Consider the following 13,413-nt stretch of genomic DNA (forward strand, 5'->3'; position numbering starts at 1 on the left):
TTACTTCGCTTCGTACGCGTCGACGAACGCGAGCGCGGCCTTGCGGGCCGGGTGATCGGCCGGCAGCGTGCGCGCGACGACTACCGGCTGGGTCGGGAACAGCGTCCCGTCGACGTCCTTGCCACCCAGCTTGATGAATTCCGGCGTCGCGATTCCGTGCGTCTGGTAGATCGGGCCCTTGTAGCCGCGTTCGATCAGCGTGCGTTGCGGCAGCACGGCCGGCGTGCCGGAGCCCGCGATCAGGATCGCGTCGGGTTTCGCCGCGATCAGCTTCAGCGCCTGACCGGTGACGCTCGCGTCGGTGCGGTTGAAGCGCTCGGTCGCGACCACGCGGATCTTGCGCAGGTCCGCGAAGCGCGTGAACTCGTTCAGCCAGCTGTCGCCGTAGCTGTCCGCGAAGCCGATGAAGCCGACCGTCTTCACGCCGTGGTTCGCCATGTAGCGCGTCATCACGTCGGCCATCGCGCTGTCGCTCTGCGCCATCTTGAACGCCCAGGTCCGCGCGCCTTCCTGCGGCTCGACGATCGCGCCGGAACCGACCAGCGTGATCATCGGCGTCTGCCCGGCGGCCACTGCATCGAGCGCCGCGAGCGCGGCCGGCGTGATGTTCGGCCCGACCACGACGTCGACATGATTCTCGTCGACCAGCTTGCGGATGTTGCGCACCGCGGTGCCCGGGTCGGATGCATCGTCGAGCACCGTCACCTGGACCGGCTGCCCGGCGATCGTCTTCGGCCACATCAGGATCGCGTTCTTGCTCGTGATGCCGATCGCGGCGGCCGGGCCGGTCGACGACAGGTCGACGCCGACCTTCAGGTCGGCATGCGCGGTGGCGCAGGCCAGTACGAGGGCGCCGGCAGTGGCGCGGCGCAACAGGGCGGGAAGCGTCATGCGGAATTCTCCGTCGGACAGCAAAAAGGGGCGCGATGTGCGCCCCCGTGTTTATACACGCCGCTCAGAGTTCGTACGATTCGGATTCGCCCTTGAGCGCCTGCTCGATCAGCTTGCGGTTCAGCGTCGGCGACAGCAGCTCGACGAGCGTATACACATAGCTGCGCAGATAGGCGCCCTGCTTGAGTGCGACGCGCGTCACGTTGCTGCCGAACAGGTGGCCGACCGGGATCAGCCGCAGGCCGCGGTCGCGCTCGGGGTTGAACGCGATGTCGGCCATGATCCCGACGCCGAGGCCGAGTTCGACGTAGGTCTTGATCACGTCGGCGTCGATCGCCTCGAGCACAATGTCCGGCGACAGCCCGCGCAGCGCGAACGCATGGTTGATCTTCTTGCGGCCCGCGAATGCGTCGTCGTACGTAATCAGCGGGTACTGCGCGAGATCGTCGAGCGTGACCGGCTTGCGCTCGAGCAGCGGATGGTCGGCCGGCACGACGGCCGCGTGGTGCCACTGGAAGCAGGGCAGCGACACGAGCTCCTTGTAGTCGGAGATCGCCTCGGTCGCGATCGCGAGATCGGCCTGGTCGTGGATCACCATCTCGGCTACCTGCGTCGGGCTGCCCTGCAGGATCGACAGGTGGACCTTCGGGAAGCGCTTCTTGAACTCGGCGATCGCGGCCGGCAGCGAGTAGCGGGCCTGCGTGTGGGTCGCGGCGATGGTCAGGTTGCCCTGATCCTGCGCCGCATAATCTTTTCCGACCCTTTTAAGGCTTTCAACCTCCTGGAGAATCCGCTCGACCGACGCGAGGATGATCCTGCCCGGCTCGGTGAGCGAGCGCACGCGCTTGCCGTGCCGCGTGAAGATCTCCACGCCCAGCTCGTCCTCGAGCTCGATGATCGCCTTCGATACCCCCGGTTGCGACGTGTAGAGCGCCTTGGCGGCCTCGGTGAGATTGAAATTCTGCCGGACGGCCTCGCGCACGAAGCGAAATTGGTGCAGGTTCATTTATAACCCTTCCGCATATCAACAGAATTTTTTAGTCGTTTGAAATATAAGGCGAGTTTATTACGATTCACCGGAGTTTTTCAAATATGGATATCTGTTTTCGTCATTAGCAATCCACCCGGCAGCGGTTGGGGGCGGTGACGGCGGAACGGAGATTCGGGCGCGACGTGGCTAGGACGTCGCGCGGTCACCACGAAAACCCTGGGGTCCCCGAATGTATCAGTACGACCAATACGACCAGACGATCGTCGACGAGCGTGTCGCGCAGTACCGCGATCAGGTGCGCCGCCGGCTGTCGGGCGAGTTGAGCGAAGAAGAGTTTCGTCCGCTGCGCCTGCAGAACGGCCTGTACATGCAGCGCCACGCGTACATGCACCGCATCGCGATTCCGTACGGCAACCTGCGCAGCGACCAGCTCCGGATGCTGGCGCGCATCGCCCGCGAACACGACCGCGGCTACGGCCACTTCTCGACCCGCTCGAACATCCAGTTCAACTGGATCGAGCTGGAAGACACGCCCGAGATCCTCGCGAAGCTCGCGTCGGTGCAGATGCACGGCATCCAGACGTCGGGCAACTGCATCCGCAACATCACGGCCGACCAGTTCGCTGGTGTTGCCCAGGACGAAGAGATCGATCCGCGTCCGTGGTCGGAAATCCTGCGTCAGTGGTCGACGTTCCATCCCGAATTCGCATGGCTGCCGCGCAAGTTCAAGATCGCGGTGTCGGGCTCGAAGGACGACCGCGCGGCCGTGCAGATCCACGACCTCGGCGTGTACCTGAAGAAGAACGCGCAGGGCGAAGTGGTCGCGAGCATCCTCGCGGGCGGCGGCCTCGGCCGTACGCCGATCATCGGCGCGGTGATCAAGGAAGACCTGCCGTGGCAGCACCTGCTCACCTACTGCGAAGCCGTGCTGCGCGTGTACAACCGTTACGGCCGCCGCGACAACCTGTACAAGGCGCGTATCAAGATCCTCGTGAAGGCGCTGTCGCCCGCGAAGTTCGCGCAGCAGGTCGAGGAAGAGTGGCAGCACCTGAAGGACGGCCCGTCGACGCTCACGCAGGCGGAAGTCGATCGCGTGTCGCAGTACTTCCAGCCGCCCGTCTACGAGAAGCTGGCCGACACCGATGCATCGTTCGAACAGCACCTGCTCGAGAACAAGGCGTTCGCGCGCTGGGTCGAGCGTAACGTTGCGCCGCACAAGGTGGCCGGCTATGCAGCCGTCACGCTGTCGCTGAAGGATCACCGGGTCGCGCCGGGCGATGCGACCGACCAGCAGATGGATCTGGTGGCCGACTGGGCCGACGCATACTCGTTCGGCGAGCTGCGCGTGTCGCACGAGCAGAACCTGATTCTCGCGAACGTGAAGAAGCGCGACCTGTTCGCGGTGTGGGAAAAGGCGAAGGCAGCCGGCTTCGCGACGCCGAACATCGGCCTGCTGACCGACATCATCGCGTGCCCGGGCGGCGACTTCTGCTCGCTCGCGAACGCGAAGTCGATCCCGATCGCGCTGGCGATCCAGCAGCGTTTCGACGACCTCGACTATGTGTACGACCTCGGCGACCTGTCGCTGAACATTTCCGGTTGCATGAACTCGTGCGGTCACCACCACGTCGGCAACATCGGCATCCTCGGCGTCGACAAGGACGGCGCCGAGTGGTACCAGGTGTCGCTCGGCGGCGAGCAGGGCACGGGCCAGAACGGTGCGCGCCTGGGCCGCGTGATCGGACCGTCGTTCTCGGCGGAAGAAGTGCCCGACGTGATCGCGAAGCTGATCGACACGTTCGTCGAATCGCGCGTCGACGGCGAGCGCTTCGTCGAAACGTACGATCGCATCGGCATCGCGCCGTTCAAGGAGCGCGTGTATGCGGCGCGCCAGGCAGTGAACGCGTAACCAACCGGGTAGAAGGAATTAGCAGATGGCTTCGATTATCAAGAACCGCGCAGTGATCGACGATGCATGGCAGGTCGTGCGCGCGGCAGAAGACGGTGCACTGCCCGCGGTCGACGCGTTGCCGGCCGGCAAGGTGCTGGTGCCGTTCGCGTTGTGGCAGGCCGAGCGCGCGGCGCTCGTCGCCGCGAAGACGAAGGACGAGCTCGGCGTGTGGCTCGCACCGGACAGCGAGCCGGCCGATCTCGTGGCCGATTTCGGCGCGATTTCGCTGGTCGCCGTCGAGTTCCCGCGCTTCGCGGACGGCCGCGGCTACAGCATCGGGCGCCTGCTGCGCGAGCGCCACGGCTGGACGGGCGAACTGCGTGCGATCGGCGACGTGCTGCGCGACCAGTTGCTGTACATGTCGCGTTGCGGCTTCGACGCATACGCGGTGCGCGCCGACAAGGACATTCACGACGCGCTGAATGCGTTCACGGAATTCACGCAGCGTTACCAGGGCGCGTTCGACCAGCCCGAACCGCTGTTCCGCCGCCGCGCCGCGTCGGCAGACGCAGCGACGCCCGAAGCGAAGGTGAGCGCATGAGCACCGCGACCGCCACCGCGCTGACGCCGGAGCTCGCCGCGAAGGTCGAGCGCCTCGACGCGCTGCTCGCGCAGATCGGTGCCCGTCACGAGAAGGTGAAGTTCGCGAGCAGCCTCGCGGCGGAAGACATGCTGCTGACGCATGCGATCCTGTCGAAGGGCGCGCGAATCGGCATCTTCTCGCTGAACACGGGCCGCCTGCACACGGAAACGCTCGGCATGATCGACCGCGTGCGCGAGCGCTACGGCTACGAGATCGAGCAGTTCCATCCGCTTCAGGACGCGGTCGACCAGTACGTCGCCGAGCACGGCCTGAACGCGTTCTACGAGAGCGTCGAGCTGCGCAAGTCGTGCTGCCACATCCGCAAGGTCGAGCCGCTGAATCGCGCGCTCGCGGACGTCGGCGCATGGGTCACGGGCCAGCGCCGCGAGCAGTCGGTTACGCGTGCCGAGCTGCACGAGGAAGAACAGGACGAAGCGCGCGGGATCGCGAAGTACAATCCGCTCGCCGACTGGACGGAAAGCGACGTGTGGGCGTACCTTAATGCGTTTGACGTGCCGGTGAATCCGCTGCATGCGCGCGGCTACCCGAGCATCGGCTGCGAGCCGTGTACGCGGGCGATCCGCCCCGGCGAGGACAGCCGCGCGGGCCGCTGGTGGTGGGAGTCGCGCGATACGAAGGAATGCGGGCTGCACATCACGACGATCACGCCGATTCCCGCGGAAGCCGAAGCCGGCGCCGCACACTGAAAGCCTGACAAGAAACTGAATATTGCGCCGCCGGCGACAGCGGGCGGCACGAACCCAGAAGAGAAGGACTGAAATCATGAGCACGACGCTCGAGCAATCCGCCTTTGCCCCGCCCGCCGGTGCCGACAGCCGCATGGGCCACCTCGACTGGCTCGAAGCCGAGTCGATCCACATCCTGCGCGAACTGGTCGCCGAATGCAGCAAGCCGGCGCTGTTGTTCTCGGGCGGCAAGGATTCGGTCGTCGTGCTGCATCTGGCACTGAAAGCATTCGGCCTCGGTGCGAACCGCAAGACGACGCTGCCGTTCCCGCTCGTGCACATCGATACGGGCCACAACTACGAAGAAGTGATCGATTTCCGCGATCGCCGCGCGCAAGAGCTCGGCGCCGAGCTGGTCGTCGGCCACGTCGAGGATTCGATCAAGCGCGGCACGGTCGTGCTGCGCCGCGAAACCGATTCGCGCAATGCCGCGCAGGCCGTCACGTTGCTCGAGACGATCGAGCAGCATGGCTACACGGCGCTGATCGGCGGCGCGCGCCGCGACGAAGAGAAGGCGCGGGCGAAGGAACGGATCTTCTCGTTCCGCGACGAATTCGGCCAGTGGGATCCGAAGGCGCAGCGCCCGGAACTGTGGAGCCTGTACAACGCCCGCCTGCACAAGGGTGAGCACCTGCGCGTGTTCCCGATCTCGAACTGGACCGAGCTCGACGTGTGGCAGTACATCGCGCGCGAGAACCTCGAACTGCCGTCGATCTACTACGCGCACGAGCGCGAGATCGTGCGCCGCAACGGGCTGCTCGTGCCCGTCACGCCGCTCACGCCGATGCGTGACGGCGAGACGAGCGAACTCGCGCAGGTGCGCTTCCGCACGGTCGGCGACATTTCCTGCACGTGCCCGGTCGAGAGCGACGCGGACGACGTCGAGAAGATCATCGCCGAGACGGCGGTGACCGAGATCACCGAACGCGGCGCGACCCGGATGGACGACCAGGCCTCCGAAGCCGCGATGGAACAGCGCAAGAAGCAAGGTTATTTCTGAAGCACACGAGGACATTCACATCATGAGCATCATCGAGAACACCGAAGACCTCGGCGTGCTGCGCTTCATTACCGCAGGCAGCGTCGACGACGGCAAGAGCACGCTGATCGGCCGCCTGCTGTACGACAGCAAGGCCGTGCTGTCCGACCAGCTGTCCGCGCTGTCGCGTGCGAAGAACAAGCGCACGGTCGGCGACGAGCTCGACCTCGCGCTGCTGACCGACGGCCTCGAAGCCGAGCGCGAACAGGGCATCACGATCGACGTCGCGTACCGCTACTTCGCGACCGCGAAGCGCAAGTTCATCATCGCCGATACGCCGGGCCACGAGCAGTACACGCGCAACATGGTGACGGGCGCATCGACCGCGCACGCGGCGATCATCCTGATCGACGCGACGCGCGTGACGGTCGAGAACGGCGTGGCCGACCTGCTGCCGCAGACCAAGCGCCACAGCGCGATCGTCAAGCTGCTCGCGCTGCAGCACGTGATCGTCGCGATCAACAAGATGGACCTCGTCGACTACAGCGAAGCGCGCTTCAACGAGATCCGCGACGCGTACGTCACGCTCGCGAAGCAGCTCGGCCTTACCGACGTGCGCTTCGTGCCGGTGTCGGCGCTGAAGGGCGACAACATCGTCGGCGCGAGCGAGCGCATGCCGTGGTACGCGGGCGAGCCGCTGCTCGACGTACTCGAATCGCTGCCGGTCGAGACGCAGGCGCATGACGCGCTGCGCTTCCCGGTGCAGTGGGTCGCGCGCCAGGACGGCAGCTCGGCCGACGATTTCCGCGGCTACATGGGCCGTATCGAGTCGGGTGAAGTGAAGGTCGGCGACGAGATCGTCGTGCTGCCGTCGAACCGCACGGCGACGATCGCCGAGATCGTCGCGCCGGTGCCGGGCGGCACTGCGTCCGTCCCGCACGCGTTCGCGGGCCAGGCCGTGACGATCCGCCTCGCGGAAGACGTCGACGTGTCGCGCGGCGACATGTTCGTCACGTCCGGCGAGCCGGTCGAGCCGGCGAAGAAGCTCGAAGCCGATCTGTGCTGGTTCGACGAGACGCCGCTGTCGCCGCAGCGCAAGTACCTGCTGAAGCAGACCACCAGCACGGTGTTCGCGAAGATCGGTGGCGTCAAGCAGGTGCTCGACGTGCATACGCTGTCGCACGCGACCGACCGTCACGATCTGAAGATGAACGACATCGGCCGCGTCGCGCTGACGCTGCAGAAGCCGATCGTCTGCGACACGTACGACGCGCATCCGGGTACCGGTGCGTTCGTGCTGATCGACGAGGCGACGCACCACACGGTCGCCGCAGGGATGATCCGGGCGTTCTCGGCGTAACCGGGAAGCCGCGCCGCTTTGCGGCGGCGCGGACCGGAGCCGACGCCCGCTGGAAGGCGAAGCGACAAACATGGGCAAGGTGTATCTGATCGGAGCAGGGCCGGGCGCGGCCGACCTCATCACGGTGCGCGGCGCGCGGCTGCTCGGGCAGGCGGACGTCGTGCTGCACGACGCGCTCGTCGAGCCCGCGATGCTCGACTACGCGCCGAATGCGCGCCGGATCGCGGTCGGCAAACGCTGCGGGCAGCGCTCGACCGCGCAGCACTTCATCAACAAGCAGATCGTCGATGCGGCACGCGAGCATGCGTGCGTCGTGCGGCTGAAGGGCGGCGACCCGATGCTGTTCGGTCGTGCCGAAGAGGAGATGCGCGCGCTGGAAGCGGCCGGCATCGACTACGAGGTCGTGCCGGGCATCACCGCGGCGCTGGCCGGGGCGGCGACGCTGAAGCGTTCGCTGACGTTGCGCGGCGTGTCGCGCAGCGTCGCGTTCGCGACGCACAGCCGTGCGCCGGGCAGCGACGAGATTCGCGAAGCCGCGCGCGCCGATTCGATGGTCTATTACATGGGCCGCGACAGCGCACCGGGCATCGCGCAGGAGCTGATCGACGCAGGCCGCGCGCCGGCGACGCCCGTGGCGATCGTCGAGGCGTGCAGCACCGCGCGCGAACGCACGCTGACGCTGACGCTCGCGCAGATGGCGGCGGGTGACGCGCAGGCGTGGCTCGATCCTGCGGAACCGAGCCTGCTGATGATCGGCGATGCGTTTGCCGAGCGCGCCGGGCAGGCGAAAGCAGGGGATGCGCTGCGAAATGCGGCCTGAGCGGAATCCGGCTGGAGTCCCAAACGAAAAAAGCGCTGGCGGAAGCCAGCGCTTTTTCTTTGTGGGCCGTGATTGCGCGAGTTACGCGCCGTCGCCGATCTGGTCGATGCAGTAGCGCGCGATCGCGTCGAGCACGCCGTCGTTTTCGCCAACGGCCGTCGCGCAGCGGATCTCGACACCGGGATGCGCGGCGCGGCATGCGTCGACGAGCTGCGGCAGGTCGCGGCGGACATGGCCGCCCTGGCCGAAGAACACCGGTACCACGGTGATGTGCGAGCAGCCGGCCGCGACCTGCGTGGCGATCGCGTCACCGAGCGACGGCGTCATCAGTTCGAGGAACGCGAGCGACACGTGTGCAGCGGGGGAGGGGGCGCCGCGCAGCCGCGCGGCGAGCCGCTCGAACGGCTCGGCCCAGCGCGGGTCGCGAGCGCCGTGGCCGAACAGGACGATGCCGTGCGAACTCATGTCGAAGCCTCCGTCGTGACGCGGCGCTCAGTGCCGGTCGACCCACTTGAGCGCGAACAGGCCGAGCGCGAGATAGATCAGGCCCGGCGTCGCCGCGGTGAGCGGCGCGGGCCACGTGTTCAGCGTGCCGATGTGCGAGAACAGCGTATTGAGGAGCTGGAAGCTCATGCCGAGCATGATGCCGCCGAACACCTTCACGCCGACCACGCCAGCACGCGTGTGCAGGTACGCGAACGGCAGCGACAGCACGAGCATCACGAACACCGCGAACGGATACAGCAGCTTGCGCCACAGCGCGATGTCGTAGCGCTGCGTGTCCTGCTGGTTCTCGCGCAAGTGCTGGATGTAGCGGAACAGGTTGATGATCGACATGCGCTCCGGCGACACGAGCAGCACCGACAGGATCTGCGGCGTCAGGTCCGAGCGCAGCCGGTATTCGGGCAGCGATACCTGCTGCGACCGGTATACGGGGTTCAGCGCGTCGGCCGGCTGGCCGCTGATCGGCTTGATCGGCGTCAGTTCGGTTTCATCGACGCCCTTCAGCAGCCAGTGGCCGGGCGGCTCGTAGCGGCCCGTCTGCGCGATCCGCACGTTGCGCAGCTGGAATTTCGAATCGAATTCGTAGATGCGCACGTTGCTGATCGTCGAGTCGGGCGACAGGCTGCCGACGTTGACGAAGCGCGTGACCTGCTCGCCGTTTTCACGGGCCGCGAGCGTGTCCTTCACCCACACGCCCGACTGGAAGTTCGACGACACCGACGCGCCGAGCGCCTGCAGCCGTACGCGTTCGGACAGCTGGTCGGCGTACGGGCCGACGAATTCGCCGATCAGGTAGGTGACGATCACGAGCGGCACGCCGATCTTCAGGAGCGAGCGCAGCGCCTGGTTGGTCGCGAGACCTGACACGCGGAAGATCGTGAATTCCGAGTTCGCGGCCATCTGCGCGAACACGTAGATTGCGCTGATCAGCGCGGCGACCGGGATGATTTCGTAGAAGCGTGACGGGGTCTGCAGCGCGACGCGCAGCACCGCGTAGCCGAACTTGTAGTTGCCGTGCCCGACCGAGTTCAGTTCGCTGATCAGGTCGAAGAAGAAGAACAGGCCCGAGAACGCGAACAGGATGAAGACGAACGTGACGTAGATCTGTCGCGCGAAGTACTTTTCATAGAGCCGCATCGATCATGCTCCCGAGCGGCCGAACAGCGCGCGTGTAAACAGCGGACGATTGCGCACGCGCAACCAGAAGATGAACGCGACGATCACCGCGACGACCAGATGCAGGCCGACGAGGCCGACGCCGAACGACATCTTGCCCTGCTCGATCTGCGACTGCACCACGTTCAGCAGGTTCGAGTACGTGAGATAGATCAGTACGGCCATCACGAGGTTGATCGTGCGGCTGCGGCGCGGGTTCTGGTACGACAGCGGAATGCCGAGCACCATCAGGTTGATCGCGATCAGCGGCAGCCCCGCGCGCCACGCGAATTCCGCGAGGTTGTCGTTCGTCGGGTTGCGCAGCAGGTCCGGCGTCGGTGTGCTGTTGGTGGTCTGCACGTTGGTGACCGGGGTGCTCGTGATCTTCACGCCGTAGCGCTCGAACTCCATGATCTTGAAGTTCGGCTGGCCGGGCGTGCCGTCGTAGCGGCGGCCGTCCTCCAGGACGACGAAGCGGCTGCCGTCGCGCGTTTCCGTATGGCCCGTCTGCGACACGACCACGTTGACCTTGCCGTTCTCGGTCGAGGTCACGAATACGTTCTGCACCTTGCTCTGGTCGGGCGTCATCTTCTCGATGAAGAAGACGCGGTGGTTCGAGGCCGATTCGCGGAACTGGCCCGGCGCGAGCAGCGAGATCTCGTCGCGCTGCTGGAAGCGTGCCTTGATCATCTTGCTTTGCTGGTTCGACCACGGCCAGCCGACGAATGCGAAGAAGGCGATCAGCAGGATGATCGGCGTGGCAAACACGCCGATCGGCTTGATGAGGCGCGTGAGGCTCACGCCCGACGCCAGCCACACGACCATTTCGGAGTCCCGGTACCACCGGGTCAGCACGAACAGGATCGATACGAACAGCGTGACGACGAGCATCACGGCGAGGTAGCCGATCACGGTGAGGCCGATCAGCACGAGGACGTCCCGCGGATCGATTTCACCGGACGCGGCGTAGCCGACGATGCGGATCATCATCGTCGTGAGCATGATCGTGAGCAGCACCATGAACACGGCGCCAGCCGTATACGCAAGCTCGCGCTGGAGGGAGCGTTCGAAGATCATTCTTGATGAGAAGAGGGCGGGACGCTGCGCACGCGTGGTGGAGCGCTCGCGCCGCCACGGGAAAAATAGCGGATAATTGCGGCTTTCATCCTTAGCCCAGATTTTATCCGAGGACAAGCGCGATGGACTTTAGCATAAAAGGCTGTGATTGGAGCAAAGGCGAGGCGAAGGGGTTCCTGACCGGGAAGTCCGACTGCATCGTGCTCGGCATCTTCGAGGCGCAGACCCTGTCGGGCGCGGCGCTCGACATCGACACGGCCACCAAGGGGCTGATTTCGCGCGTGATCAAGGCCGGCGACATGGACGGCAAGCGCGGCAAGACGCTGTTCCTGCACGAAGTGTCGGGCATCGGCGCGTCGCGCGTGCTGCTCGTCGGCCTCGGCAAGCAGGATGCTTTCAATCAGAAAGCCTATAACGATGCCGTGACGGCCGCATGGCGCGCGCTGCTGGCGACCAAGGTCGTCCAGGTCACGTTCACGCTCGCGCAACTGCCGGTCGACGAGCGCAGCTCCGACTGGGGCGTGCGTGCCGCGATTCTCGCGCTGCGCAACGAGACCTACCGCTTCACGCAGATGAAGAGCAAGCCGGAACCGGCGTCGCACACGCTCAAGCGCGTCGTGTTCAGCGTCGATCCGTCCGACGAAAAGGCCGCGAAGGTCGCGGTCAAGCAGGCCGTCGCGCTCGCGAACGGGATGGATCTCACCCGCGACCTCGGCAACCTGCCGGGCAACGTCTGCACGCCGACCTACCTCGGCAACACCGCGAAGAAGATCGCGAAGGATTGGGGCCTGAAGGCGGAAGTGCTCGGCCTCAAGCAGATCCAGGCGCTGAAGATGGGCTCGTTCCTGTCGGTCGCGCGCGCGTCGGTCGAGCCGCCGCAGTTCATCGTGCTGCACTACCAGGGCGCCGCCGCGAAGGCCGCACCGGTCGTGCTGGTCGGCAAGGGCATCACGTTCGACACGGGCGGCATCTCGCTGAAGCCGGGCGAGGGCATGGACGAGATGAAGTACGACATGTGCGGCGCCGGTTCGGTGCTCGGCACGATGCGTGCGGTCGCCGAGATGGGCCTGAAGATCAACGTCGTCGCGATCGTACCGACCTGCGAGAACATGCCGGGCGGCAACGCGACGAAGCCGGGCGACATCGTCACCAGCATGAAGGGCCTGACGATCGAGGTGCTGAACACCGACGCCGAAGGCCGTCTGATCCTGTGCGACGCGCTCACGTATGCCGAACGCTTCAAGCCGGCCGCCGTGATCGACGTCGCCACGCTGACGGGCGCGTGCGTGATCGCGCTGGGCGGCCACAACAGCGGCCTGTTCTCGACGGACGACGCGCTCGCGGGCGAACTGCTCGACGCGTCGCGCGAAGCGAACGACCCGGCATGGCGCATGCCGCTCGACGACGAGTACCAGGATCAGCTGAAGTCGAATTTCGCGGATCTCGCGAACATCGGCGGGCGTCCGGCCGGCGCCGTGACGGCCGCGTGCTTCCTGTCGCGCTTCACCGAGAGCTATCCGTGGGCCCACCTCGACATCGCGGGCACCGCGTGGAAGGGTGGCGCAGCGAAGGGCGCGACGGGCCGTCCGGTGCCGCTGCTCGCGCAGTTCCTGATCGACCGCGCCGGCCAGTGATGGCGGTGTTGACGACGCTGCGGGTACGCGGGCAATGACGCGGATCGATTTCCACTCGAACGTCGGCGATTCGCTCGCGTACGCGTGCCGGCTGCTGCGCAAGGCCTACCTGGCCGGGCAGCCGGTCGTCGTGCTCGCCGAGCCCGCGCGCCTGCGCGCGCTCGACGAGCGGCTCTGGACGTTCTCGCCGCTCGATTTCATCCCGCATTGCGGTGTCGACAGCGAGCACGCAGCCGGCACGCCCATCGTGCTGGCCGCGGATCTCGACCGCGCACCGCATCATCACGTGCTGCTGAACCTCGGCGCGGCCGTGCCCGCGCAGTTCGCCCGCTTCGAGCGCCTGCTCGAAGTGGTCGGCAATGCGCCGGACGAGCTGGCCGCGGGCCGCGACCGCTACCGGTTCTACCGCGACCGCGGCTACGCGCTGAACAACTACAAGCAGGGCAGCTAGCCGCCACCGTCAACGGAGTGTTCCCGTGACAGAAGCCGATTCATCCTCGATCCCGACGCTGACCGACGTGCTGGTGCCGGGCAAGCCGGTGCCAGCGCGCGCGCCCGCGCCCGATGCACCGCAGCCGCCTGCCAGCGCGGCGATTCCGGTACTCACCGAAGTGGTCGCGCCGCACGCCGCAGGTGCGGCGCCGGCCGATCCCGCGCAAAGTGCACTTGACCCCGATTCCGTCTTGGTCGAACGTGTGCCGACGCCGCACGTCCCGGTGGTC

Annotated in this window: 13 protein-coding genes and 1 pseudogene; 9 read left to right on the top strand and 5 right to left on the bottom strand. The window is 66.3% G+C overall.

Annotated features, from left to right (window positions below; all coding sequences use genetic code 11):
- Positions 1-3: 3 nt before the first annotated feature.
- A pseudogene (locus G3N99_RS22650) lies at positions 4-891 on the bottom strand (ABC transporter substrate-binding protein); the annotation flags it as partial.
- Between the two features lie 64 nt (positions 892-955).
- Complete coding sequence (locus tag G3N99_RS22655) at positions 956-1,897, bottom strand: CysB family HTH-type transcriptional regulator (RefSeq protein ID WP_027785173.1); 942 nt, start codon at positions 1,895-1,897, stop codon at positions 956-958.
- A gap of 214 nt (positions 1,898-2,111) precedes the next feature.
- On the opposite strand from G3N99_RS22655, the gene G3N99_RS22660 reads away from it, so the two are divergent.
- From G3N99_RS22660 to cobA, 6 genes are all read left to right on the top strand, one after another.
- A complete protein-coding gene (locus G3N99_RS22660) occupies positions 2,112-3,791 on the top strand; it encodes a nitrite/sulfite reductase (protein ID WP_174941569.1) in 1,680 nt (559 codons plus the stop codon).
- Positions 3,792-3,816: 25 nt separating this feature from the next.
- On the top strand, positions 3,817-4,374 hold the full coding sequence (locus G3N99_RS22665) for a DUF934 domain-containing protein (RefSeq protein WP_174941571.1): 558 nt from the start codon (positions 3,817-3,819) through the stop codon (positions 4,372-4,374).
- On the top strand, positions 4,371-5,123 hold the full coding sequence (locus G3N99_RS22670) for a phosphoadenylyl-sulfate reductase (protein ID WP_206123526.1): 753 nt from the start codon (positions 4,371-4,373) through the stop codon (positions 5,121-5,123). Before G3N99_RS22665 ends, G3N99_RS22670 begins: the two co-directional genes overlap by 4 nt.
- A gap of 76 nt (positions 5,124-5,199) precedes the next feature.
- The gene (gene cysD / locus G3N99_RS22675; RefSeq protein ID WP_174931664.1) at positions 5,200-6,162 is read left to right on the top strand and encodes a sulfate adenylyltransferase subunit CysD; all 963 of its coding nucleotides are present in this window, start codon (positions 5,200-5,202) and stop codon (positions 6,160-6,162) included.
- Positions 6,163-6,184: 22 nt separating this feature from the next.
- The gene (locus G3N99_RS22680) at positions 6,185-7,501 is read left to right on the top strand and encodes a sulfate adenylyltransferase subunit 1 (protein WP_174941574.1); all 1,317 of its coding nucleotides are present in this window, start codon (positions 6,185-6,187) and stop codon (positions 7,499-7,501) included.
- Positions 7,502-7,571: 70 nt separating this feature from the next.
- Complete coding sequence (gene cobA, locus G3N99_RS22685; RefSeq protein WP_174941576.1) at positions 7,572-8,321, top strand: uroporphyrinogen-III C-methyltransferase; 750 nt, start codon at positions 7,572-7,574, stop codon at positions 8,319-8,321.
- 81 nt (positions 8,322-8,402) lie between these two features.
- Here the strand turns inward: cobA and G3N99_RS22690 are convergent, their stop codons facing one another.
- Genes G3N99_RS22690 through lptF form a run of 3 tightly spaced genes read right to left on the bottom strand, consistent with a single transcriptional unit; the run spans position 8,403 to position 11,057 of the window.
- Positions 8,403-8,786, bottom strand: coding sequence for a CbiX/SirB N-terminal domain-containing protein (locus G3N99_RS22690; protein WP_206123527.1), 384 nt, complete (start codon positions 8,784-8,786; stop codon positions 8,403-8,405).
- A gap of 27 nt (positions 8,787-8,813) precedes the next feature.
- The gene (gene lptG / locus G3N99_RS22695; RefSeq protein WP_174941580.1) at positions 8,814-9,962 is read right to left on the bottom strand and encodes an LPS export ABC transporter permease LptG; all 1,149 of its coding nucleotides are present in this window, start codon (positions 9,960-9,962) and stop codon (positions 8,814-8,816) included.
- A gap of 3 nt (positions 9,963-9,965) precedes the next feature.
- Complete coding sequence (lptF, locus tag G3N99_RS22700; RefSeq protein ID WP_174941582.1) at positions 9,966-11,057, bottom strand: LPS export ABC transporter permease LptF; 1,092 nt, start codon at positions 11,055-11,057, stop codon at positions 9,966-9,968.
- Positions 11,058-11,179: 122 nt separating this feature from the next.
- Between lptF and G3N99_RS22705 the strand changes: the two genes are divergently transcribed.
- From G3N99_RS22705 to G3N99_RS22715, 3 genes are all read left to right on the top strand, one after another.
- The gene (locus G3N99_RS22705; RefSeq protein WP_011352915.1) at positions 11,180-12,691 is read left to right on the top strand and encodes a leucyl aminopeptidase; all 1,512 of its coding nucleotides are present in this window, start codon (positions 11,180-11,182) and stop codon (positions 12,689-12,691) included.
- A gap of 34 nt (positions 12,692-12,725) precedes the next feature.
- Positions 12,726-13,142 carry a DNA polymerase III subunit chi gene (locus tag G3N99_RS22710; protein WP_039368072.1) on the top strand — a complete coding sequence of 139 codons (417 nt, stop codon included), beginning with the start codon at positions 12,726-12,728 and terminating at the stop codon, positions 13,140-13,142.
- Positions 13,143-13,167: 25 nt separating this feature from the next.
- Positions 13,168-13,413: DUF2486 family protein (locus tag G3N99_RS22715; RefSeq protein WP_206123528.1), on the top strand; the 246-nt coding region annotated here is incomplete at its 3' end.

Source organism: Burkholderia sp. Ac-20392 (genome assembly GCF_017104585.1).
GTDB classification, from domain to species: Bacteria; Pseudomonadota; Gammaproteobacteria; order Burkholderiales; family Burkholderiaceae; genus Burkholderia; species Burkholderia lata.

Excerpts from the sequence above, each read along its gene's own strand:
- G3N99_RS22665 (WP_174941571.1), top strand. The coding sequence starts at position 3,817 with ATGGCTTCGATTATCAAGAACCGCGCAGTGATCGACGATGCATGGCAG.
- cysD (WP_174931664.1), top strand. The coding sequence starts at position 5,200 with ATGAGCACGACGCTCGAGCAATCCGCCTTTGCCCCGCCCGCCGGTGCC.
- G3N99_RS22705 (WP_011352915.1), top strand. The coding sequence starts at position 11,180 with ATGGACTTTAGCATAAAAGGCTGTGATTGGAGCAAAGGCGAGGCGAAG.
- G3N99_RS22660 (WP_174941569.1), top strand. The coding sequence starts at position 2,112 with ATGTATCAGTACGACCAATACGACCAGACGATCGTCGACGAGCGTGTC.
- G3N99_RS22710 (WP_039368072.1), top strand. The coding sequence starts at position 12,726 with ATGACGCGGATCGATTTCCACTCGAACGTCGGCGATTCGCTCGCGTAC.
- G3N99_RS22690 (WP_206123527.1), bottom strand. The coding sequence starts at position 8,786 with ATGAGTTCGCACGGCATCGTCCTGTTCGGCCACGGCGCTCGCGACCCG.
- lptG (WP_174941580.1), bottom strand. The coding sequence starts at position 9,962 with ATGCGGCTCTATGAAAAGTACTTCGCGCGACAGATCTACGTCACGTTC.
- cobA (WP_174941576.1), top strand. The coding sequence starts at position 7,572 with ATGGGCAAGGTGTATCTGATCGGAGCAGGGCCGGGCGCGGCCGACCTC.
- lptF (WP_174941582.1), bottom strand. The coding sequence starts at position 11,057 with ATGATCTTCGAACGCTCCCTCCAGCGCGAGCTTGCGTATACGGCTGGC.
- G3N99_RS22680 (WP_174941574.1), top strand. The coding sequence starts at position 6,185 with ATGAGCATCATCGAGAACACCGAAGACCTCGGCGTGCTGCGCTTCATT.
- G3N99_RS22655 (WP_027785173.1), bottom strand. The coding sequence starts at position 1,897 with ATGAACCTGCACCAATTTCGCTTCGTGCGCGAGGCCGTCCGGCAGAAT.
- G3N99_RS22670 (WP_206123526.1), top strand. The coding sequence starts at position 4,371 with ATGAGCACCGCGACCGCCACCGCGCTGACGCCGGAGCTCGCCGCGAAG.